This window comes from Streptomyces sp. NPDC079020 (genome assembly GCF_044542225.1).
Lineage (GTDB): Bacteria > Actinomycetota > Actinomycetes > Streptomycetales > Streptomycetaceae > Streptomyces.
In genome coordinates this window covers 215,311-238,137 of sequence record NZ_JBITUB010000008.1, presented here as the reverse complement: position 1 = coordinate 238,137, position 22,827 = coordinate 215,311, and the positions used below count along the sequence as shown (strand labels likewise).

17 protein-coding genes are annotated in these 22,827 nt (G+C 73.0%); 6 read left to right on the top strand and 11 right to left on the bottom strand.

All coding sequences use genetic code 11. The annotated features are described in order from the left end of the window. Positions 1 to 281: 281 nt before the first annotated feature. Positions 282 to 803: a universal stress protein gene (locus ACIGJO_RS19050; RefSeq protein WP_399959389.1), complete on the top strand. Its 522-nt coding sequence runs from the start codon at positions 282 to 284 to the stop codon at positions 801 to 803. 255 nt (positions 804 to 1,058) lie between these two features. Here ACIGJO_RS19050 and glmS read toward each other — a convergent pair whose 3' ends face one another. The 3 genes from glmS to ACIGJO_RS19035 all read right to left on the bottom strand — a co-directional run bounded on the left by glmS (position 1,059) and on the right by ACIGJO_RS19035 (position 4,202). Then, entirely contained in the window at positions 1,059 to 2,888 is a 1,830-nt protein-coding gene (gene glmS, locus ACIGJO_RS19045; RefSeq protein ID WP_399959387.1) for a glutamine--fructose-6-phosphate transaminase (isomerizing), read from the bottom strand. Between the two features lie 44 nt (positions 2,889 to 2,932). Beyond that, positions 2,933 to 3,208, bottom strand: coding sequence for a hypothetical protein (locus ACIGJO_RS19040; RefSeq protein ID WP_266931243.1), 276 nt, complete (start codon positions 3,206 to 3,208; stop codon positions 2,933 to 2,935). An 85-nt stretch (positions 3,209 to 3,293) separates the two neighbouring features. After that, positions 3,294 to 4,202 carry a DUF4429 domain-containing protein gene (locus tag ACIGJO_RS19035; RefSeq protein ID WP_399959384.1) on the bottom strand — a complete coding sequence of 303 codons (909 nt, stop codon included), beginning with the start codon at positions 4,200 to 4,202 and terminating at the stop codon, positions 3,294 to 3,296. Positions 4,203 to 4,334: 132 nt separating this feature from the next. Between ACIGJO_RS19035 and ACIGJO_RS19030 the strand changes: the two genes are divergently transcribed. Then, positions 4,335 to 5,951 (top strand): beta-N-acetylhexosaminidase, encoded by a 1,617-nt coding sequence (locus tag ACIGJO_RS19030; protein ID WP_399959382.1) that lies wholly within the window; start codon positions 4,335 to 4,337, stop codon positions 5,949 to 5,951. 664 nt (positions 5,952 to 6,615) lie between these two features. Here the strand turns inward: ACIGJO_RS19030 and ACIGJO_RS19025 are convergent. The 6 genes from ACIGJO_RS19025 to ACIGJO_RS19000 form a co-directional block, all read right to left on the bottom strand. Continuing rightward, positions 6,616 to 7,176, bottom strand: a complete 561-nt coding sequence (locus ACIGJO_RS19025) for a GNAT family N-acetyltransferase (RefSeq protein ID WP_399959380.1) — start codon at positions 7,174 to 7,176, stop codon at positions 6,616 to 6,618. A 412-nt stretch (positions 7,177 to 7,588) separates the two neighbouring features. After that, positions 7,589 to 8,230 carry a GNAT family N-acetyltransferase gene (locus ACIGJO_RS19020; protein WP_399959378.1) on the bottom strand — a complete coding sequence of 214 codons (642 nt, stop codon included), beginning with the start codon at positions 8,228 to 8,230 and terminating at the stop codon, positions 7,589 to 7,591. A 175-nt stretch (positions 8,231 to 8,405) separates the two neighbouring features. After that, entirely contained in the window at positions 8,406 to 9,572 is a 1,167-nt protein-coding gene (locus tag ACIGJO_RS19015) for an acyl-CoA dehydrogenase family protein (RefSeq protein ID WP_399959376.1), read from the bottom strand. A gap of 8 nt (positions 9,573 to 9,580) precedes the next feature. Further along, a complete protein-coding gene (locus tag ACIGJO_RS19010) occupies positions 9,581 to 10,510 on the bottom strand; it encodes a hydroxymethylglutaryl-CoA lyase (RefSeq protein ID WP_399959737.1) in 930 nt (309 codons plus the stop codon). Positions 10,511 to 10,533: 23 nt separating this feature from the next. Beyond that, positions 10,534 to 12,495 carry a biotin carboxylase N-terminal domain-containing protein gene (locus ACIGJO_RS19005; protein ID WP_399959374.1) on the bottom strand — a complete coding sequence of 654 codons (1,962 nt, stop codon included), beginning with the start codon at positions 12,493 to 12,495 and terminating at the stop codon, positions 10,534 to 10,536. A 7-nt stretch (positions 12,496 to 12,502) separates the two neighbouring features. Next, positions 12,503 to 14,125 (bottom strand): carboxyl transferase domain-containing protein, encoded by a 1,623-nt coding sequence (locus ACIGJO_RS19000; protein WP_399959372.1) that lies wholly within the window; start codon positions 14,123 to 14,125, stop codon positions 12,503 to 12,505. 99 nt (positions 14,126 to 14,224) lie between these two features. Here ACIGJO_RS19000 and ACIGJO_RS18995 point away from each other — a divergent pair, with 99 nt between their 5' ends. From ACIGJO_RS18995 to ACIGJO_RS18980, 4 genes are all read left to right on the top strand, one after another. Next, a complete protein-coding gene (locus ACIGJO_RS18995) occupies positions 14,225 to 14,842 on the top strand; it encodes a TetR/AcrR family transcriptional regulator (protein WP_399959370.1) in 618 nt (205 codons plus the stop codon). 127 nt (positions 14,843 to 14,969) lie between these two features. Then, on the top strand, positions 14,970 to 15,632 hold the full coding sequence (locus ACIGJO_RS18990; protein WP_399959367.1) for a GPP34 family phosphoprotein: 663 nt from the start codon (positions 14,970 to 14,972) through the stop codon (positions 15,630 to 15,632). 341 nt (positions 15,633 to 15,973) lie between these two features. Continuing rightward, positions 15,974 to 16,279: a hypothetical protein gene (locus ACIGJO_RS18985; RefSeq protein WP_399959365.1), complete on the top strand. Its 306-nt coding sequence runs from the start codon at positions 15,974 to 15,976 to the stop codon at positions 16,277 to 16,279. Then, on the top strand, positions 16,276 to 17,520 hold the full coding sequence (locus ACIGJO_RS18980) for a DUF418 domain-containing protein (RefSeq protein ID WP_399959363.1): 1,245 nt from the start codon (positions 16,276 to 16,278) through the stop codon (positions 17,518 to 17,520). The genes ACIGJO_RS18985 and ACIGJO_RS18980 overlap by 4 nt, the downstream gene beginning before the upstream one ends. Before the next feature lie 3 nt (positions 17,521 to 17,523). Here the strand turns inward: ACIGJO_RS18980 and ACIGJO_RS18975 are convergent, their stop codons facing one another. Together ACIGJO_RS18975 and ACIGJO_RS18970 are read right to left on the bottom strand one after the other, a co-directional pair. Next, the gene (locus tag ACIGJO_RS18975) at positions 17,524 to 20,556 is read right to left on the bottom strand and encodes an acyltransferase family protein (RefSeq protein WP_399959735.1); all 3,033 of its coding nucleotides are present in this window, start codon (positions 20,554 to 20,556) and stop codon (positions 17,524 to 17,526) included. A 24-nt stretch (positions 20,557 to 20,580) separates the two neighbouring features. Beyond that, positions 20,581 to 22,380 (bottom strand): glycosyltransferase family 2 protein, encoded by a 1,800-nt coding sequence (locus tag ACIGJO_RS18970; RefSeq protein WP_399959361.1) that lies wholly within the window; start codon positions 22,378 to 22,380, stop codon positions 20,581 to 20,583. Positions 22,381 to 22,827: the final 447 nt, after the last annotated feature.

Below are 22,827 nucleotides of genomic sequence, written 5' to 3'. Positions count from 1 at the left end.
CGAGCGCTTCCGTGCGGCCCCCAAAACAGGGCGACCGGCCTCCTCCAGCCGCCGAACCGCTCGGTGTAAGACGCAACCGGCATTGCCATCCGGGGCCGCCTCGGGCATGCTCCCTCCAACGTCGCGCGCGCTTTTGCGGGGGTCTGGGCAGCGGAGGAGTGGCGCCGTACCCTTGGGGGTAGGGGGTTGGGAAGATGATTCCCGGACACAGCTACACCGCTCGCTGATGCACCTCCCCAAGCCGCTCCCTCCTCACGAGGACTCTCTTCGCCGAGACATCGATGGCCGGTCACGAAATCCCTGAACCCGCAGACCGCAAGCAGGTAGCCGACGCACTGTCGGAGCCGCAGACGGTCGAAGAAACATGCCATTCCTGCGATCCCGCCTTCCGCCACGGCGTCGTGGTCGGATTCGACGGCTCCACATCCAGTGAACGGGCCCTCGCGTACGCCATCGGCATGGCCTGCAGATCCGGCTCCGGTCTGATCATCGTCCATGTCGCCAACCGGCTGCCGACCACTGTCTGGGCGGGCTGCGAGCCCCCCGTGTTCGTCGATGTGCCCGATCACCGCACCGAGGTCCTCGGCCTCGAACTGGCCTGCGCGGACTATCTCTCCGAGGTGCCCTGGGTGCTGGTCGAGCGCGGCGGCGACATCTGCCACGAACTGGAGGAGGTCGGCCGCGAGTACTCGGCCGACGCCATCGTCGTCGGCTCCACGCACGGCATCGTCGGCCGGATCTTCGGCTCGGTGGCGGGCCGTCTCGCGCGCCGCGCGCAGCGCCCGGTCATCGTCATCCCCTGACCCCGCCGGAACGGCCCCGTCCGGGCGGCACGCATGGGCATCGGGTGTGCCGTGGGGCGGACGGGGCGTCACATGGCCCTGGAAGGCGCCTGGTTGACCGCTGGATCGCTCCGGGCGGGGTGGGTGCCCCTCCGGAACGCGGAGCCGCCCCGCACCCCGGGGAAGGGGTACGGGGCGGCTCCGTGCGGGAGGTCCCCTTCGGGCACGCTGCCGGGCGCCGCTGCCGGGCGTCGCGGCGGGTGCGGCGCGGGGCGGCTACTCCACCGTGACGGACTTCGCCAGGTTGCGCGGCTTGTCGATGTCACGGCCCATGGCCAGCGCCGTGTGGTACGCGAAGAGCTGGAGCGGGATGCCCATCAGGATCGGGTCCAGCTCGTTCTCGTTCTTCGGTACGACGATGGTGTGGTCGGCCTTCTCCTGCTCGCGGTGGGCGACGGCGAGGATGCGTCCGCTGCGGGCCTTGATCTCCTCCAGCGCCGCCCGGTTCTTCTCCAGCAGGTCGTCGTCCGGGACGATCGCGACGGTGGGGAGCTCCGGCTCGATGAGCGCGAGCGGGCCGTGCTTCAGCTCCGAGGCGGGGTACGCCTCGGCGTGGATGTACGAGATCTCCTTCAGCTTGAGGGAGGCCTCCAGCGCGACGGGGTAGCCCCGCACACGGCCGATGAACATCATCGACTGCGCGCCCGCGTACTCCTCGGCGAGCTTCTTGATCTCGTCCTCGGATTCCAGGATCTCACCGATCTGCTCGGGCAGCTTGCGCAGGCCCTCGATGATCCGCCTGCCGTCGGCGACCGAGAGGTCACGGATGCGGCCCAGGTGCAGGGCGAGCAGCGCGAACGCGACGACGGTGTTGGTGAAGCACTTCGTGGAGACGACACAGACCTCGGGGCCCGCGTGGACGTACATGCCCCCGTCGGCCTCGCGGGCGATCGCGGAGCCGACGACGTTGACGACGCCCAGGACGCGCGCGCCCTTGCGCTTGAGCTCCTGGACGGCGGCGAGCACGTCGTACGTCTCACCGGACTGGGAGACCGCGACGTACAGGGTGTCGGGGTCCACGACCGGGTTGCGGTAGCGGAACTCGGAGGCGGGCTCGGCGTCCGCGGGGATGCGGGCCAGCTCCTCGATGAGGCCGGCGCCGATCAGACCCGCGTGGTACGAGGTGCCGCAGCCGAGGATCTTGATCCGGCGCACGCCCCGCGCCTCGCGGGCGTCCAGGTTGAGACCGCCCAGGTGCACGGTGGAGAAGCGGTCGTCGATCCGGCCGCGCAGCACCCGGTCCACGGCGTCGGCCTGCTCGGCGATCTCCTTGTGCATGTACGTGTCGTGGCCGCCCATGTCGTACGACTCGGCCTCCCACTCCACCGTGGTGGGCGTGGCCGTCGTGGTCGAGCCCTCCGTGGTGTACGTACGGAAGTCGTCGGCCTTGAGGGTGGCCATCTCGCCGTCGTCCAGGGTGACGATCTGGCGGGTGTGGGTGACCAGCGCGGCGACGTCGGAGGCGACGAACATCTCCTTCTCGCCGATGCCCAGGACGACGGGGGAGCCGTTGCGGGCGACGACGATGCGGTCGTTGAAGTCCGCGTGCAGGACGGCGATGCCGTACGTGCCCTCGACGGACTTCAGCGCCTCGCGGACCTTCTCCTCCAGGGTGGCGGCCTGCGAGCGGGCGATCAGGTGGACCAGCACCTCGGTGTCGGTCTCGGAGAGGAAGACGATCCCGTCCGCGACGAGCTTCGCACGGAGCTCGGAGGCGTTGTCGATGATGCCGTTGTGGACGACGGCGACCTTGTTGTCGGCGTCCAGGTGGGGGTGGGCGTTCTCGTCGCTCGGGGCGCCGTGGGTGGCCCAGCGGGTGTGGGCGATCCCGGTCGTCCCGGCGAACCGCTTGGGGACCCGGGACTCCAGCTCGCGGACCCGGCCCTTGGCCTTGACCGTCTTCAGGGTCCCGGGCCTGCCGGCCGCCGCCTTGCCCGTGATGACGATGCCCGCGGAGTCGTAACCCCGGTACTCCAGCCGCTGCAGGCCCTCCAGCAGCAGCGGGGCGACATCACGCTTCCCGATATAACCGACGATTCCGCACATAGAGTCTCTGCCCCTCCATCGACGTACAAAGATTCAGACCGTGCTCAGCCGTAGACGATGCGGCGCAGCTGGCGGAGCGAGAGCTCCGGCGGCGCCACCGCGCGGTGCGGCAGCTCGGCCGCGATCCGCTCGAAGATCTCCGCGTTGACCAGGCCGCCCGACTGCAGTTCGCGGTGGCGGCGCCGGACGAAGTCGTCCGTCGTCTCGTCGAAGTACGCGAGCACGTCAAGGATCACCCGGGCCGCTTCACCGCGCTGGAGCGCGCTGGAGCGTACGAGGTGGTCGATGAGGTCGTCGTGCGACGAGCGGCGTTCAAGCACCCGTCGATACTGCGCGGAGCGGAACGCTTATGCAAGAAATCTGCCCGAAATCGGGCAGGGGTTGGCGGAAGCGGTGCTCATCGGGTCAGAGACGCTTCAGTACGGCCTGCTTCGCCGCGCCGAACTCCTCGTCGGTGAGCACCCCCGCCCGGTGCAGCTCGCCGAGCTCGCGCAGCCTGCGCAGCAGTGCGTCGTGATCGTCGGGGTCGGGGGCGGCGGGGGAAGGGGGAGCGGCGGGGGAAGTGGGAGGGAGCGCGGCCGGTGCGGCGGCGGTCTCCGCGGGCGCGCCCAGGGTCTTGCGCGTGTCCGTCAGCCGCATCAGCACCGCCGCCGCGATCAGGACCGCGGTGTTCTCCTTCTTCGACATGCCCCACAGGTCCAGCGAGTACGGGTCGAACTTCGGCGGCGCCGTGGACGGCCCGCGGTCCAGCTCGAAGCGCAGGTAGCCGTTCTCCAGGCCGATGGCCGGCAGCCAGCGCACGCCCCGGACCGCCGACACCGGGAAGGAGACCGCGCCACCGGCGGTCTTCGACTCCTCGGCCTTCCAGTTCCAGGTGAGCCGCACGGTCTCCCCGTCGAACGAGGCCGTGCCGTCCCCGCCGCCGCCGGACACCGGGAGCGACGGGCCCGGCAGCAGGAAGCGGTCCACCGGACCCTCGGGCACCTGCTCGATCAGCAGAGCGTTGCGTACCTCGTCGACGAAGTACTCGGCGACACCCGTGCGGTCCTTCTCCACCGTGAGCACATAGGGGTCCGCGCCGTCCTTGAGCCGCCCTTCCGCGGCGAGCAGCACCGGGCAGGCCCCGCCGCGCAGCCGCAGCCGCAACCGGCCGCCCTTGCGCTCCGACTCGAACGAGATGCCCGCCAACGCCTGTACGGGTATGGCGAGTTCGCCGAGGACCTGGCGTACCGGATGAGCCTTTCCGCCCGGCACGATGCGCACCGTCTCGCCGTCGAAGGTCCATGTTCCGTCGCGCTGGATGATTTCCGCCATGCCGGTGATTCTGCCAGCAGCCCATGCCGAACTTGGTCTAGTCCTTGACGGGTCCGTGACCCTCGCGATACGGATGGTGACCGTTCGGTTGCTCGGTAGAAGCGCAGGTGACCCCGTCGAAGGGACCGGCTTGTGACACAGCACAGAACGCTTCCCCGCCTGTTCGGATCGCTGCTGCTCGTCGTGGCGGCCGGCGTCTCGGGCATCGGAGCCGCGCCCGGCGGCGGTACGGGCCCGGGGCGCGCGGACGCCCCCCGGCCGCTCGGGCAGCTCGTGCCCGTCCCCGCCGCGGTGGTGCCGGGCGGGTCCCCGTACGCCATCACCGCCGCGACCACGATCCGGGCCGTCGGCGGCTCCCCCGAGGTCCGGGAGATCGGCGCGTATCTGGCGGACCTCCTGCGGCCCGCCACCGGTTTCGCGCTGCCGGTCACCGACCGCGACGGCCCGGACGGCATCCGGCTCGATCCGGGGGACGGCGTCCCCGGCCTGGGTGCGGAGGGCTATCGCCTGCGGTCCGCCCAGGGCTCCGTCACCATCACCGCCCGCGAGCCGGCGGGTCTCTTCCACGGCGTCCAGACACTGCGGCAGCTGCTCCCGGACCGGGTGGAGGAGGACAGCCGCCAGGACGGGCCCTGGCGGATCGCGGGCGGTACCGTCACCGACTTCCCGCGCTACGCCTACCGGGGCGCGATGCTCGATGTCTCGCGGCACTTCTTCTCGGTCGCCGAGGTGAAGCGGTACATCGACCAGCTCGCCCTCTACAAGCTGAACAAGCTCCATCTGCACCTCTCCGACGACCAGGGCTGGCGCATCGCCATCGACTCCTGGCCCCGGCTGGCCACCTACGGCGGTTCCACCGAGGTCGGCGGCGGGCCCGGCGGGTACTACACCAAGGACGACTACCGGGAGATCGTCCGGTACGCGGCCTCCCGCCATCTGGAGGTCGTCCCGGAGATCGACCTGCCCGGCCACACCAACGCCGCCCTCGCCTCGTACGCCGAGCTGAACTGCGACGGCATCGCGCCGCCGCTCTACACCGGCACCGAGGTCGGCTTCAGCTCGCTGTGCGTCCCGAAGGCCGTGACGTACGACTTCGTGGACGACGTCGTGCGCGAGCTGGCCGCTCTCACGCCCGGGAAGTACCTCCACATCGGCGGCGACGAGGCGCATTCCACCAGCGACGAGGACTTCACGGCGTTCATGGCGAAGGCCCAGGCGATCGTGGGGAAGTACGGCAAGACCGTGATGGGCTGGCACCAGCTCACCGGGGCCGCCCCGGTCGAAGGGGCCGTGGCGCAGTACTGGGGCTACGACCGGACGAGCGCGGCCGAGCGGCAGCAGGTGGTGGACGCCGCCAGGGCCGGCACCGAGCTGGTGCTGTCGCCCGCGGACCGGGCCTACCTCGACATGAAGTACACGAAGGACACCGAGCTGGGGCTGTCCTGGGCCGGGCTGGTCGAGGTGCGGCGGTCCTACGACTGGGATCCGGGGGCGTATCTCGCCGGTGCTCCGGAGGACTCCGTCCTCGGCGTCGAGGCGCCGCTCTGGACGGAGACGCTGACCGACAGCACGGAGATCGAACAGATGGCCTTCCCCCGGCTGCCGGGGGTGGCGGAGCTGGGATGGTCACCCGCGGCGACGCACGACTGGGAGACGTACAAGGTGCGGCTCGCCGCCCAGGGGCCGCGGATGACCGCGCTCGGCATCGGTTTCTACCGGTCGCCGCAGGTGCCGTGGGACGGGCGGTGACCGGCCGGAGCCGGCGCCGTACGCGTCGGAAGGCGCGAGAGCCGGGGCATGAGCAGGCGTACGGGTACGGCTGGGCGCGAGTACGGCCACGCGTACGAAGAAGGTGAGCGGTGAGCGCCCGTAGGGCCTGGATCCGGGCGCTCACCGGTGTTTGTGGGGGCCTGTCAGGGCCCGGTGCCTCTCACGGCACGGGCGACGGGCGGGACCCGGCCGCCGGAACCGGCCCTCGCAAGCCGGTCGCCCGGAGCCCGCCGGAGGTGGCCGGTTCCCTGGTCAGCCGGTACGCGGTTCCGGCCAGGGCCGAGGAGTGCCCCTCCGGGCGCCCCGGTACGGCCCCCGGCGTACGCCCGCGCGTGCGGCGCGGGCCGAGGGACGAGCGCGGTGCGTCCGGCGGGATTCCGGATCGGCGCAGGTGGCGGAGGGCCGTACCCGCGCCGGCCCGCCCCCGGTCCGGTGGGGGAGACCGGCGCGGCGGAGCGGCGACCGGTCGCGGCGTCGCCTCCGCGCGGGGAGCGGCGGCCCCTGCCGAGGAGCACGAGGTCCGGCAGCCACACATGGCCGGATCCGTCGGGCGTTCCGCAGCAGAGCGGTCTGTTTGTAGTGGTCCGGTGGCCGGGCCGTCCGCCGGGAAGCGGGCGGGCCCTGCCGGTGAGGGGGGCGGGCATCAGCGGTGGACCCCGGCGGTCGCGGCCTGGAACCGATCCCGGGTGCAGGCGCTGAGCAGGGCGCTCTTCTCCGGCCTTCCGATCACCCGCAGTGCCTCGAAGCCCACCGACCCGTGCAGGGCGTGCGCGGTGCTGTCGCGCGCATCGGCATCGACGACCACACGGCGTACGGCCGGGTCGGCGAAGAGCGCCTCCAGCACCGTGGTGAGCACGGCGGGCGTGCGGCCGGGCATCCCGGTATCGGTGGGCGCGACCAGGAAGCGCATCCCGACATCGCCGGGCTCCGCCTCGTACAGGCCCTTCAACCCGGCCTCGGCGGGGTCGTAGCGCTCCATCAGGAACGCGGGTTCCCCGTCGTGCAGCCCGATGAACGCGTCGTGGTGCGGGTGGGCGGCGATCGCCATGCACTCCCGCTCGGCGTCCTGGAGCCTGACGCCTCGCACCGGCCGGAAGGCCGCCCCGGGGTGGGTGACCCAACGGTGCACCAGAACCGTGTCGTTGAAGGGATCGAGCGGGCGGACGGCGAAGGTGGAGCCGCTCGGCTCAGCAAGCGCGGACAAGGGAGCCCCCCCAGGTACTTCTCGGCGTGGCCGGAGAGCAGATCGAACCCGGTCCCGGCCGTGGGCAACTCACCGCCGCCCACCGCGCGGGCCCGCTCCGCCGCGGCGGCGATGTTGGCCGGCCGGACGGCGACGTAGTCCTCGCGGTAGCCGCCGTGCGCGGCCGGGGCCCCGGGGTGCGGGCGCAGCAGCCCGCACTCGGCGAGGAACTCCGCGACCTCCCCGGGCTCGACGAGCAGCATGTCCGTCGCGGGCCGGGGCAGGAAACGGACCCCCGGCGCCCTGGCCGGCTCCGCACCCCGCAGCCGCGTACGGCAGCTCTCGAACCCGGCCATGTCCCGCCCGTCCGGCGGATCGTCGAGGAAGTCCCAGGCCCCGCCCTCGCCCGGCGGATACGTGTGCACCAGCAGCGTCATACGCCGAAGTCCCCCCGGCAGGCGTCGAGTCCCTCGACGGTGACCCGGACGCTGCGCCGCTCCTCCCAGCGGGCCCGCTCCAGCCGCAGCCGTTGCAGGGTGACGGCCCTGCCCCGTACGGCGGTGACCTCCAGGCCGTCCGGTACGTAACCGAGCCGCCGCGAGACGCCGAGCGAACGCGGGTTGTCGGTCATCGCGCTCGACGTGGCGCACCGGGCCCCGAGCCCGGCGAAGGCCAGATGGAGCGCGGCGGCCCGCATCTCGGTGCCGATGCCCTGCCCCTGGTGCGCGAGCCCCAGCCAGGAACCGGTCGTGACCTCCCGGGTCACGGCGAAGTCCCGCCCCGCCACGTCCTGTCGCCCGACGACCTCGCCCTCGTGCAGAACGGCGAGGCTCAACGCCCAGTTCTCCGCCGACCAGTTCGCCACCGTACCCAGCACATGCAGGTACACGGCCCTCCCGACCTCCTCGGGCGAACCGTCGGTCCACGGCACGGTGAAGGGCATGGCGTCCGGCGCGTGCACCCCGTCGGCGGCGACCGACGCGAGCTCGTCGAGCAACTCGGTCCCGGGGAGGCGCAGTTCGAGGCGGGGGGTGCGGATGCTGAGGCCGTACAGGGGCCAGTGTCGAGGCGTCATGACGGGACTCTGCCGGGCGGCGGCGGGCGGTGTCGAGCGAGTTTCCGTACGTCGGCGCAGTGGCGCGGTCCGCCGCACCGGACCGGGGCTGCCGTCCGCTGCCGTACACCCGGTTACGGCGGCGGAACGGCAGAGCGGGTCCGGTCTCGCGGACGGCGGCCCCGGCCCGGGTGGCTCAGGCCGGCAGCCCCAGCTCGCGGGCGATCAGCATCCGCTGGACCTCGCTCGTGCCCTCGCCGATCTCCAGGATCTTCGAGTCGCGCCACATGCGGGCCACCGGGTACTCGTTCATGAAGCCGTAGCCGCCGTGGATCTGGGTCGCCTCGCGGGCGTTGTCCACCGCGACCGTGGAGGAGTACAGCTTGGCGATCGCCGCCTCCTTCTTGAACGGCTCGCCCGCCAGCAGCCGGGAGGCCGCGTCGCGCCAGCCGATGCGGGCCATGTGCGCCCGCATCTCCATGTCGGCGATCTTGAACTGGATCGCCTGGTTGGTACCGATCGGCCTGCCGAACGCGTGCCGCTCGGCGGCGTACTTCACCGACTCGTCCACACAGCCCTGCGCCAGGCCCGTGGAGAGGGCGGAGATCGCGATCCGGCCCTCGTCCAGGATCCGCAGGAACTGCGCGTAGCCGCGGCCCTCCTCGCCCAGCAGGTTGCCCACCGGGACGCGGACGTCGGAGAAGGACAGCTCACGGGTGTCCGAGGCGTTCCAGCCGACCTTGGAGTACGGGGCGGCGACGGTGAAGCCGGGGGTGCCGGAGGGCACGATGATCGAGGAGATGCGCGGGGCGCCGTTCTCCTTGCGGCCGGTCACCGCGGTGACCGTGACCAGCTCCGTGATGTCCGTACCGGAGTTGGTGATGAAGCACTTGGAACCGTTGATCACCCACTCGCCGGCCGCCTCGTCGAGCACCGCCGTCGTGCGCGTACCGCCCGCGTCGGAGCCGCCGTCCGGCTCGGTCAGGCCGAACGCGCCCAGCGCCTCGCCCGAGCAGAGCTTCGGCAGCCACTGCTGCTTCTGCTCCTCGGTGCCGAAGCGGAAGACGGGCATCGCGCCCAGCGAGACCCCGGCCTCCAGGGTGATCGCCACCGAGGAGTCGACCCGGGCCAGCTCCTCCAGGGCGATGCCGAGGGCGAGGTAGTCGCCGCCCATGCCGCCGTACTCCTCCGGGAAGGGCAGGCCGAACAGGCCCATCCGGCCCATCTCGCGCACGATCTCGTACGGGAACTCGTGGCGCTCGTAGAGGTCGCCGATCTTCGGGGCGACCACATCCTGTGCGAACTGCTCGACGGTGCGGCGCAGTTCCTCGTGTTCGGGGGTCAGCCGGTGATCCAGGGCCATGATGGTCTTCACTCCTTGTGGGAGAGCGCGCGGACGGTACGGGAGGGGCTGGGGCGGCCCAGCTGTTCGGCGAGCCACACGCTCGTGGCGACGAGCTCGTCGAGGTCGACCCCGGTTTCGATGCCGAGGCCGTGGAGCATCCACACGAGGTCTTCGGTGGCGAGGTTTCCGGTCGCGCTCCGCGCGTAGGGGCAGCCGCCGAGGCCGCCCGCGGAGGCGTCCACGGTGCTCACCCCGTGCTGGAGCGCGGCGAGGGTGTTGGACAGTGCCTGGCCGTACGTGTCGTGGAAGTGCACCCCGATGGTGTCGGTGCGCACGCCCTCCTCGTTCAGCTCGGACAGCAGTGCCTGGACATGGCCGGGGGTGGCGACGCCGATCGTGTCGCCGAGCGACAGCTCGTCGCAGCCGAGGTTCATCAGCGCCTTGGCGACCCGGACGACCTGGTGGACGGGCACGGGCCCCTCCCACGGGTCGCCGAAACACATCGACAGATAGCCGCGCACATGCACCTTGTCCGCCTTGGCGCGGGCCACCACGGGCTCGAACATGGCGAGCGACTCGTCGACGGTCCGGTTCAGATTGCGGGCGGCGAAGGTCTCGGTCGCCGAGCCGAACACGGCGATCCGGCGGGCCCCGAGCGACAGCGCCCGGTCCAGTCCGCGCTCGTTGGGCACGAGGACGGGCAGCGCCACATCCCCGATGTCCGCGATCTCCCCGAGCATGGGGAAGAGCTGCTCGGCGTCGGCCAGCTGCGGCACCCAGCGGGGGTGCACGAAGCTCGTCGCCTCGATCGTCGCGAGCCCGGCCACGGCGAGCCGGCGGATGAACTCCGCCTTCACCTCCGTGGGGACGACCGCCTTCTCGTTCTGGAGGCCGTCGCGGGCGCCCACCTCATGGATGCGGACCCGGGCCGGCAGGTCCGGGGCGGGCACCTCCATGGGCAGCCCGAGCGGTTGTACGGTCATGATTCCTCCCCGGTCACGGGTGCGGCGACGGGCGCCACCACGGCCAGGACCTGGTCCATGGCGACCGTGGCTCCGGCGATGACGTCCAGTTCGGTGACGGTGCCGGCGTGCGGGGCGGAGATGACGTGTTCCATCTTCATCGCCTCGACGACCAGCAGGCTCTGCCCGGCCGCGACCTCGTCCCCGACCGCCACCTTGACCACCGTGACCGTGCCCGGCATCGGCGCGGCCAGTGTGTCGGCGCCGGCGCGGGAGGCGCCGCTCAGGGAGGCCTCCACCGGGTCGTGGTCCTGGACGTGCCAGGTGTCGCCGTCGCGGCCCAGCCAGTGGCCGCCGCGGTGGAAGTGGTGTGTGACGCCGTCCAGTTCGACGGTGACCCCGTGCGGGGTGACCGCCGACGCGTGGGGGGCGGCGCGGTCGGCCGGCTCGCTGCCCGTGACCCGGAGCGGGAACGTCAGGGGGGCCGCCCCGCCGCCCGTGCGCCAGCCGTTCGGCACGGAGAAGGGGTCCGTCCAGCCGCCCGCGTCCGGCCGGGGGGCCAGCGCGTCGAGCCGCAGCGCGGCCGCGGCCGCGTACACCTCGTCCGGCACCCCGTCCGGGACCAGTCCGTCCGCCTCGCGCTCCACCAGACCGGTGTCCAGTTCGCCCGCCACCACCGCCGGGTGGGCCAGCAGACGGCGCAGGAATCCCGCGTTGGTCGGGACGCCCAGGATCACCGTGTCCGCGAGGGCGGCACGCAGTTTGCGTACGGCGGTGGCGCGGTCGGGGCCGTACGCGATGACCTTCGACAGCATCGGGTCGTACAGGCTGCCGACCGGCACGCCCTCGCTGAGCCCGGAGTCCGTCCGCACCCCGTGGCCCTGCGGCTCGCGCAGCGCGAGCACCGTGCCGCCCGAGGGGAGGAAACCCCGCGCGGGGTCCTCGGCGCAGATCCGGGCCTCGATCGCGTGCCCGGTGAGGGTGATGTCGCTCTGGGCGTACGGGAGGTGCTCGCCCGCCGCCACCCTCAGCTGCCACTCCACGAGGTCGAGGCCGGTGATCAGCTCGGTGACCGGGTGCTCGACCTGGAGGCGGGTGTTCATCTCCATGAAGCAGTACGCGGCGGGATCGTCGCCCGGGACGATGAACTCCACCGTGCCCGCGCCGACATACCCGCAGGAGCGGGCCGCCTGGACGGCCGCCTCACCCATCGCCGCCCGGGTCTCCTCGGTCAGCAGGACGGACGGTGCCTCCTCGATGATCTTCTGGTGGCGGCGCTGGAGCGAGCACTCGCGCTCGCCCAGGTGCACCACATGGCCGTGCGCGTCGGCCAGCACCTGGATCTCGATGTGGCGCGGCCGGTCGATCCAGCGCTCCACCAGCAGGGTGTCGTCGCCGAACGAGGCGCGCGCCTCGCGCCTGGCCGCCGCGATCTCCTCGGCCAGCAGTGCCTCGTCCCGGACCAGCCGCATGCCCTTGCCGCCGCCGCCCGCCGAGGGCTTCAGCAGTACCGGCATGGCGATCCCGCGTGCGGCGTCGGCCAGTTGGGCGTCGGTGAGCCCGCTGCCGGAGGACCCGGGCACCACCGGCACCCCGGCCGCGGCGACGGTCTCCTTGGCCCGGATCTTGTCGCCCATGAGGGAGATCGCGGAGGCGGGCGGCCCGATGAAGACCAGCCCCGCGTCCGTGCACGCCCGCGCGAAGTCCGCGTTCTCGGCGAGGAATCCGTACCCCGGGTGCACGGCCTGCGCGCCGGTGCGGCGGGCCGCGTCCAGCAGGGCCTCCACGCTGAGGTAGCTCTGCGCGGCGGGCGCGGGACCGATCCGTACCGCCGTGTCCGCCTCCCGTACGTGCCGGGCGTCGGCGTCCGCGTCGCTGAAGACGGCGACGGAGCGCACACCCAGCTCGCGCAGGGTCCGGATCACGCGGACCGCGATCTCGCCGCGGTTGGCGACAAGAACGGTGTCGAACATCGTCATGTGTTCCTCACATCCGGAAGACGCCGAAGCCGGGCCCGGCCGGGTCCTTCTGGGGCAGCGGGGCGTTGGCGCAGGCCGTCAGTGCGAGCCCCAGCACCTGGCGGGTGTCCAGCGGGTCGATCACACCGTCGTCCCAGAGCCGGGCGGTGGCGTAGTACGCGTTGCCCTGGGTCTCGTACTGCTCGCGGATCGGCGCCTTGAAGGCGTCCTCGTCCTCGGCGCTCCAGTCGTCGCCGAGCTGGTCGCGCTTGACGGTCGCCAGCACGGAGGCCGCCTGCTCGCCGCCCATGACGGAGATCTTGGCGTTGGGCCACATCCACAGGAAGCGGGGGCTGTAGGCCCGGCCGCACATGGAGTAGTTGCCCGCCCCGTAGGACCCGCCGACCACCACGGTCAGCTTCGGCACGCGGGTGCAGGCCACCGCCGTGACCATCTTCGCGCCGTGCTTGGCGATGCCGCCCGCCTCGTAGTCCCGGCCGACCATGAAGCCGGAGATGTTCTGGAGGAAGACGAGCGGGATGCCGCGCTGGTCGCACAGCTCGATGAAGTGCGCGCCCTTCTGGGCGGACTCGGAGAACAGGATGCCGTTGTTGGCGACGATGCCGACCGGGTGGCCGTGGATACGGGCGAAGCCGGTGATCAGCGTCGTGCCGTACTCCGCCTTGAACTCCTGGAACCGCGAGCCGTCCACGACCCGGGCGATCACCTCGCGCAAGTCGTAGGGCGTCCGGGAGTCGACCGGCACCGCCCCGTACAGACCGGCGGGGTCGACCTTCGGCTCCTCGGCCGGCTGTACGGACCAGGGGAGCGCCCCGCGCTCGGGCAGGGTGGCCACGATGTTCCGGACGATCCGCAGCGCGTGCGCGTCGTCCTCCGCGAGATGGTCGGTGACCCCCGACGCACGGGAGTGGACCTCGCCGCCGCCCAGCTCCTCGGCTGTGACGACCTCGCCGGTCGCCGCCTTCACCAGCGGCGGACCGCCGAGGAAGATCGTGCCCTGGTTGCGGACGATGACGGCCTCGTCGCTCATCGCGGGGACGTACGCCCCGCCCGCCGTGCAGGACCCGAGCACCGCCGCGATCTGCGGGATGCCGGCCCCCGACATCCGGGCCTGGTTGTAGAAGATCCGGCCGAAGTGGTCCCGGTCGGGGAACACCTCGTCCTGCATCGGCAGGAAGGCCCCGCCCGAGTCGACCAGATACAGGCACGGCAGCCGGTTCTCCAGCGCCACCTCCTGGGCGCGGAGGTGCTTCTTCACGGTCATCGGGTAGTACGTGCCGCCCTTGACCGTGGCGTCATTGGCGACGATCACGCACTCGCGGCCGCTGACCCGCCCGATTCCGGCGATCACCCCGGCCGCCGGGGCGGCGCCCCCGTACAGCCCCTCCGCGGCCAGCGGGGCCAGCTCCAGGAAGGGCGAACCCGGGTCGAGCAGGGTGTCCACCCGCTCCCGGGGCAGCAGCTTGCCGCGCGCCACATGCCGGGCGCGGGCCTTCTCACCCCCGCCGAGCCGTGCCGTGGCGAGCCGCGTGCGCAGCTCTCCGGCGAGCGCGTGATGCGCCGCCTCATTGGCCTGCCAGGCCTCCGAGGCGGGATCGGCCGCGCTCGCCAGGACCGGTGCCTGCTGCATCGTGTCGAGCCCCCTTGCCCGTACCGCGATTGTTAATGAGCGTTAACGCATTGCGTTCAGGTTAACGAGCGCTAACGGCCCTGTCTAGAATGAATCCCCATGAGCACCCATGCCGCCGCCCGCGTCGCGGCCCCGACCCGCCGCGAGCAGATCCTCCGGGAGGCCGCCCGCCTCTTCGCCGAGCGAGGCTTCCACGGCGTCGGCGTCGACGAGATAGGGGCCGCGGTCGGGATCAGCGGCCCCGGCCTCTACCGCCATTTCCCCGGGAAGGACGCGATGCTCGCCGAGCTGCTGGTGGGCATCAGCGAGCGCCTGCTGGAGGGCGGCCGGCTCCGTGTGTCGCAGGACGCGGCCGCCGCGGACGGCTCCCCCCGGGCCCTGCTCGACGCGCTCATCGAGGGTCACATCGACTTCGCGCTGGACGACCGCCCGCTGATCACCCTCCACGACCGCGAGCTGGACCGCCTGCGCGACACGGAGCGCAAGCGGGTGCGTCAGCTCCAGCGCCAGTACGTCGAGGTCTGGGTCGGCGTCGTCCGTGAGCTCTACCCCGACCTGGCCGAGGACGAGGCCCGGGTCACCGTCCACGCCGTCTTCGGCCTGCTGAACTCCACCCCGCACCTGGCCCGCCCCGAGGCCCTGCCCGACCGTACGGCGACGGCGGCGCTGCTGCACCGGCTGGCGCGGGGGGCGTTCGAGGCGGCGGCCGGTTCGTAGCGACGGGAGGGGCAACCCGCAGGGGCGCGACGGCGTCTCACCGCGGGGGAGGTGCGGTACCGCCACACGCACCGCACGACCCGCGCGCACCGCACGACCCGCAGGACCGACGAGGGGGATACGACGGATGGCCGTCACGCTGGCCGAAGAGATCATGCTGCTGTCGCTGGACGACGAGACCGGTGCGGCGAAGGGGCAGACATCCGCGGCCTGGGGGGTGGCGGGCGGCATCCTGCTGGAACTCGCCATGGCGGGCCGTGTCACCGTGACCGGCGGCCGCATTGACGTGACCGACGCGGCGCCCACCGGTGACGCGCTGCTCGACGGGCGGCTGGAACGGATCACCGCCTGGGCGAAGGGCTCCGGCAGGCGCAAGGCGGCCGACTGGCTGGTGAAGGACCAGGGCAAGGGTGTGCGCGCGGCGGTGGACCGCCTCTGCGAGCGCGGCCTGGTGACCGAGGAGCGGCACCGGGCGCTCGGCCTGTTCCCGGTGCGGCGCTATCCGGAGGCGGACGGCTCCGCGGAGCGGGAGCTGCGGGACCGGCTGGCCGCCGTCGTCCTGGACGGCGCGGAACCGGACAGCCGTACGAGCGGACTGGTCGCGCTGCTGCACGCCACGAACATGCACCGCCAGGCCTTCCCCGGCGTACCCCGCAAGCGGGTGGCCCCGCGCATGGCGGAGATCGCGGACGGCCAGTGGGCGGGCGACAGCGTCCGGCAGGCGATCCGTAACGTCCAGGCGGTGCTCACGGCCGTCACGGCGGCCACCGTGCTCACCGTGACGTCCTGACGGCGGGCCCGGCTTGACAGCGGGCCCGTCCTGACGGCGGGCCCTGGCCCGACGGCGGACCTGGCCCGGCAGCCGGGAACCACCGGCAGCCGGGAACCACCGGCAGCCGGGAACCACCGGCAGCCGGGAACCACCGGGCAGCCCGGGAACCACCGGGCAGCCCGGGAACCACCGGGCAGCCGGGTAGGACCGGGACAGCCGGGGAACCACCGGGCAGCCCGGGAACCACCGGGACAGCCCGGGAACCACCGGGACAGCCCGGGAACCACCGGGACAGCCGGGTCGACCGAAGCCGCCCTTCCGGCCGGAGGGGCGGCACCACCACGATGTGCGGGGGACGCGTGTCGCACGACCATGCAACGCCTCGGGAGCCCCGGCCGTCGCGCCGGGAAACGATCGAGCGCAATCTCTGGGCCTCACCGGCGCTCTTCGTCCTGGCGGCCTGGGTGCTGTTCCGGTTGGGTGACGGGACGTCCACCGAGCGCCTCACGGACCTCGCGTGGATCACCTACGCGGTGGGCTGGGTCCCGGCCCTGGTGATGCTCGGCCGGTCCGCGGTCCGCCGCACGAATCCCGGCGTGGGCGCCGCCTTCGCGTTCACCGTTCTCGTACTCATGGGCGTCCTGTTCGGGGGGAACCACGCATGACGCACACCCCACCCCCCGCCGTGCCGGTGACCGCCGGGACACCGGGGACGCCGGGCGCGCCCGCGCGGCAGCGGATCGTGGAGGTCGACGCCCTGCGCGGGTTCGCGCTCGTCGGGATCTTCCTCGCCAACGTCATGGTGATGTCCGGGATCGAGGGCACACGCGGCGGCGGCCCGCTCACCGACGGTGTGCACTACGCCGCGCTGTGGCTGGTCACGATGCTCGTGCACACCAAGTTCTACCTGCTGTTCTCGTTCCTCTTCGGCTACAGCTTCACGCTCCAGATGACCTCGGCCGAACGCGACGGCGCCCGCTTCGCACCGCGGATGCTGCGACGGCTCCTCGGGCTGTTCGTCCTCGGCGTCCTGCACGCCGCCCTGCTCTACCCCGGCGACATCCTCACCACGTACGCCGTGCTCGGCCTGATCCTGTTCGCCGCCCGCGACGCCGGCCCGGCCCGGATGTGGCGCGCCGCGCTTTGGGTGTACGGGGCCGTGGCCGCCCTCTACCTGCTCATCGCGGCGGCCGTCGCACTGCTGGACCCGGCCGACGAGGGCGAAGCCGCCGAACTCGCCGCGCGGACCGCCGATCTGACCGCCGCCTACCGGGGCGGCGCGGGCGATGTGCTCCGCGCGAACATCGGTGCCTGGCCGGACCTCCTGGTCGGGCTGTTCATGATGGGCGGCATGGTCGTCGCCGCGTTCCTGGTCGGCTACGTGGCGGGCAGGCGCCGCCTGCTCACCGGCATCGTCGGCCGCACCGAGCGGCTGCGCCGGATTCTCCTGGTGGGACTCCTGGTGGGGCTGCCCGGCGGGGCGCTCATGGCGGCGGGCACGGTCGGGCCGCTGTCCGCCCGCTGGGAGATCCCGATGTTCGTCGTCGGCATGGTGACCGCTCCGGCGCTGTCCGCCGCCTACGCGAGCGGCCTGCTGCTCTGGTTCACCACCCCGCGCGGCGCCGCCGTCGCCGCCCGGCTCGCCCCGGCGGGCCGGATGGCCCTGACCAACTACCTGACGCAGTCCCTCGCCATGGCGCTGGTCTTCACCGGCTACGGGGCCGCGCTGTACGGCCGGGTGGGCGCGGCCACCGCCCTGGCCGGGGCGCTGCTCTTCTACCTCTGCCAACTCGCCGTGTCCGCCCGGCTGATGCGGCGCCACCGGCTCGGCCCGGTGGAGTGGCTGCTGCGCGCGATGACGCTGTGGGGCCGGCCCCGCCGGGAGCCGGCCCCACCCCGCCCGTGACGTCTACCGCCCGGCGGCGGCCCCCTCCCGGGCCGAGACGGTGACGCGGTCGACGCGCATCGGGTGGCCGGGCTCGGTGGCCGGGCCCGGAGCCGCCCCGTCCGCGAGCGGGAGCTTGCCGCCGACGGCCACGTTCAGGATCAGGAACACCCCGTGGTCCACCGCCCGCTTCCAGGTGCCGGCGTCCATCGAGGCGGCCGTCACCCGGTGGTGGGCGCGCCCGTCCAGATACCAGCGGACCTCCTCCGCGCCGGGGGAGCGGTCGACCTCGACGGCGTACGAGTGGAACTCCGTACGGCAGCCGGGGCACGGCTGCGGACCCGACGTCCGGCCCACCGGCTCCTCGCAGGGGCCACCCTCCAGCACACCGCAGTGCATGCTGCCGAAGACGGTGTCCCGGCCGTTGACGGACTCCATGATGTCCAGCTCCCCGACGCCCGGCCACCCGGTGTAGCCGTCACGCAGCGGCGCGCCCAGGGTCCAGAAGGCCGGCCAGTAGCCCGCCGCCCCGGCCCCCGTGACATCCGGCAGCGCGATCGACGCCTCGATCCGCAGCACCCCGCCGGGCGGCGGCGCGAAGTCGGAGCGCCGGGTCTCGATGCGGCCCGAACTCCACGCGCCCGCCTTCCTGGTGGGGACGATCTCCAGTGCGCCCCTCCCGTCGAGACGGACGTTGTCGGCCGAGTCGGTCATGGTCTCGATCTCACCCGTGCCCCACTGCGGCGCGGGGCAGCCCGGGTAGCAGGTGCCGAGGTCGTACTGCCAGTGCGCGGCGGACGGACGGCTGCCCGCCGGACCGTCGAAGTCGTCGCGCAGCAGCTCGGTCCAGCCGTCGGCCCCGGGGGCGCCCGGCGCGGGCGTCGCGGATACCCCGGACACGGGCAGTGCCCCGGATTCGCCGAGCAGCCGCTCCAGCCGGGGAGTCAGTACGACGGCGGCCGCGTTGGTCAGGTGGGCGTCGTCCCGGTAGAGCAGGACCCTGTCCCGTACGGCGGGGCAGTCCGGTCCGGTCCCCGGGCACAGCACGGGGTTCACGCTGATGCTCCGTACGCCGGGCAGCGCGCCCGACGCGATCCGCCGGGCCAGCGGATCGGCCGGCACCGCGTCCTTCCGGGCGAACGCGCACGCGCCCGGGTCCTCGGGGCTGCCGGAGACACACGCGGGGATGTCCGTACCGGGTACGGGGGTGTCCTCGATGTAGACGATCGGCACCCCGAGCGCGCGCAGCGGCTTCAGCGTCTTCTCCCAGCCGTCCGCGAGGAGTCCGGGGTCGGCGGTGTAGCGGTTGAGCGAGGAGATCACGATGAGCCTGGGCTTCGGCTGCTTCCGCAACCGCTCCAGCGCGTCCGCCCGCCAGGCGTCGCACTCCCGGTAGACGCGGCCCAGTTGGGGACTGTCCACCGCGAGTCGGGGCAGCGGGCAGCCCTGCTTCACCAACTCCTGGAGCGCCCAGCCGCGTTCGGCGGCCAGCGCGAGCATCGGGGAGAACCACTGCCCGGCGTGCGAGTCGCCGAGCAGCACGATCCGGTCCGGGCTGTCCGTCGCGCCGAACAGGCACTCGGGGCTGCGGGTCACGGCGGGCGCGACCTCGCAGGCGCCGTCCGGCGGGAAGTCCTTCCGCGCCTGGACGGGGTTGGGCACCACGGGCCCGTCGGCGAGCGGCGCGCCCGCGTCCCGGGCCAGGAGCGAGGGCCCGGCGGCGGCACCCGGCGGAAGCCCTCGTAGGTCGACCGGGGTGGCCGGACCCAGCAGCCGGAGCGTCGTGGTGCCCACCACCAGGGCCAGCACCACCGGGAGGATGATCGCCGAGACCCCCACCGCCAGCCCGCGCCGGGGCAGTTCGGACACCGTGCGGCTGCGGCGCAGCGGCTGCTCCACCCAGCGCAGGGCGGCCAGCGCGGGCAGTGCCGATGCCAGGGTCAGCGCGGTCCGCGCGGGCCAGCCGAGCACCCCGAAGCGGGCTTCGGCCAGCACGAGCACGGGCCAGTGCCACAGATAGAGGTTGTACGAGAGCCGCCCGACGGCGCGCGGCGCGCGCCCCGCCAGCAGCCGCCCCACCCCGTACGGGCCCTCGGCGTGGCGCTCGCCCCGGCCGGGGACCGCGGCCAGGATGACGGCCGCCGTGGCCAGGGTCGGCACGAGCGCGGCATACCCGGGGTACGGGGTGCCCGCGTCGTACGACAGGACGCACCAGACGATCGCGCCCGCCCCGGCCCAGCCGCACAGCAGACGCAGCGGGCGCGGCCCGCGCATCAGGTGCCAGGGCAGCAGGGCGAGCAGGGCCCCGGCCCCGAACTGCCAGACCCGCGAGGGCGTTCCGAGGTACGCCAGGGAGACGGAGGAGCCGGTCCAGTGCAGGGACAGGGCGAACGAGCCGAGCGCCAGTACCGCCGTGACCAGGGCCACGGCACCGCGCACCGCCCGTCCCCGCCGGACCGCGCGGGCCGCACCGATCACGATCACCGCCAGCAGCGGGGCCCAGAACAGATAGAACTGCTCCTCCACCGCGAGCGACCAGAAGTGCAGCAGCGGGCTCTGCCCGTGCCCGGCGGCGAGGTAGTCGGTCTGCTGGGAGACGAACCGCCAGTTGGCGACGGACAGCGCCGCCGCCACGACGTCGTACTCCAGGTCGGTCCGCCGCAGCGGTACGGTCAGCCAGGCGCCGGCCACCGCCACGGCGGCGAGCACCACGGCGGCCGAGGGCAGCAGCCGCCGGGCGCGGCGGGAGAAGAAGTCGCCGAGCCGGATCCGGCCGGTGGTGATCGCCTCCCGGACCAGCAGTCCGGTGATCAGGTAGCCGGAGATGACGAAGAAGATGTCCACCCCGACGAACCCGCCCGCCATGCCGGGTATCCCGGCGTGGAAGGCGAGGACCGCGAGCACGGCCACCGCGCGCAGGCCTTCGATGTCGGGCCGGAACGTGGACCGGTGCGGGCTCGGCCCGGATTCACCGCCGGGGCCGCCGGAGCCGGTGGCGGGAGGTGCGCCGGGCGGGACGCCGTTCCGGCGCCGGCGCGGGGTCACGAGGAACGGCATGGAGATGGTGCCTTTCACGTCGGCTCAACTCAGCCAGGGGAGCATCGGGTTGACGAGCCCGGAAGCGAGCAGGCCGGTCAGGAGAAGGACGGCGGTGGCGGCGAGGGTCTCGGGCCAGCGCCGGGGGAGCATGCCGGTCCGGACGCGGAGCCGGGTGACGGCGGGGCCGGCGGACCGTCCCGGATCCAGGCCCGCGTCCCGGCCCGCGTCCCGGCCCGCGTCCCTGCCCGCGGACAGTCGGGCGGCACGGCGGATGTCTCGGCGGGCGTTCCCGCGGGCCGGCCGGTCCGCGGCCTTCGCCGTCGTACGCAGCTCGGCCAGCAGGTCCCGGATCAGCGGCGCGTTGATCTGGCACTGCACCAGGAGGTACAGCCCCAGCCCCCAGCTGGGCTCCCAGCCGTTGCGGGCGACGGCCAGCGCGAGCCCGGCCGCGGCCGCCCCGTTGGACACGACGAGCCAGCCCAGCGAGACGCCCACCACCCGGCGGGCCATCCCGCCCCGGGTGCCGGTGCCGCGCGCGCCGGTGGGGACCCAGGCGGCGCTGCGGCCCCGCAGCGTGTGCAGGAAGGCGGTCGCGGCGGCGACGCTCGTGAGGACGTTGGCGCGGATCACCTCCACGCGCCAGCGGGTACGGCTGACACGCGGCAGCAGTACGTGCCAGAGCCAGAGCGGCGCGAGGAGCGGCAGTACGTGCCAGGGGCGGATGTGGTCCGGGTACAGGAACATCATCACCAGCGGCGGCAACGGTGCCGCGAAGGTGTTCACCGCGGTGGCCAGGTAGCCGACGATGCCCTCGTAGAAGCACAGCCGCATCCGCCAGGGCGCCCGCATCCGCCGCAGCACGGGTGTCCCGAGCAGATGCAGGTTCCCCATCGCCCAGCGGTACTGCTGGTTGACGAAGGCGGTGACATGGTCCGGGGAGGTGCCCTTGGCCACCAGTACCGGCACGTACTGGGTGCGGAACCCCCGTTCGTACAGGGCGAGTCCGGTGTACAGGTCCTCGCTGTGGTCGAGCCGGGCGAAACCGCCCGCCAGGTCGATCGCGCTGCGCCGGTACACGGCGTTGCTGCCGCAGCAGATGGCGGCGTCGCTCGCGTCGCGGGACGGCTGGATCCAGCGGAAGAACCACTCCTGCGCCGATCCGGCGGCCCGCTGGATCCAGTCCATGCCCTCGTCGGTGTCGAAGCACTGCGGGCTCTGGACGATGCCGACGCCGGGGTCGGCCAGGTACGGGACGAGGTGGCGCAGGAAGTCCGGGCGGGGTGCGAAGTCGGCGTCCAGGATCGCGATGAACTCCGAACTGCTGAGGGTGAGCGCGTGGTTGAGGTTGCCCGCCTTCTTCAGGTCCCCCCGGTCGGGCCGGACGACATAGGTGTAGCCGTGCTCGGCGGCGAGCGCGGCGACCTCGGGCCGGTCGGCGTCGTCCAGCACCCAGACGGTCAGCGCCCCGGGCCAGTCCACGGCGGCGACGGCGCGGTAGGCGTTGGCGAGGACGGGCAGCGGCTCCCCGCAGGTCGGCAGATAGAGATCGACGCCGGGCAGCTCGGCGGGCTGCCAGGCGCGCACGAGCACGTCGTGCGACTGCCGGGTCAGCCGGCGCTGGCGAAGGCTGTTCAGCGAGGAGAGGACGAGGGCCACGACATTCAGCCCGAGGACCGCGAGGAACGCCCACAGGGCGGGTGTCCGGAGCGCGAAGGTGAACATCGTCGCCGCCGTGAACACGAAGGCGAGGGAACTGCTGACCAGGACCCAACGGCGCTGTGGGCCGAAGTACCAGTAGAGCTCGTCGTCGGAAGGTGGTTGCGGAAGGTGACACACGCTCATAAAGCCCCCCACGGCTGCGTATGTAGCGGTTTCAGGTGGCCCACCCTAGTAGCAAAGGTATAGACCACTTACCCGTCAAAGGGGGAACGGGCGGAATTGGACACGGGATTGGCGTGACTCCGGTGGTCCAGACCTCTGTGGGTCTCCATTCGAGAGGCCGGGCCCGTCCGTTCCACGAAGCAGCAGGTCACGCGGGGGTGAACAACGCGGGAAGACTTCCGCCGGGCGGGTCGAGGGCCGGGAGCCGGGCCGGTCGACGGGCCGGTCGACGGCCGGACACGGGGGTGACGCGGAGCCTGCGCCGGGGCGGCGAGGGGGGCGACGAGGGGACGACGGCCGACCGGCGGCGTGGGTACGGGTCGGGGCGCCGGGCGTACGACGGGGCACGGCGGACGCCCCCCTCGCGCCGCCCGGTGAGCAGGACACCCGGCGCGATGCGCACACAGG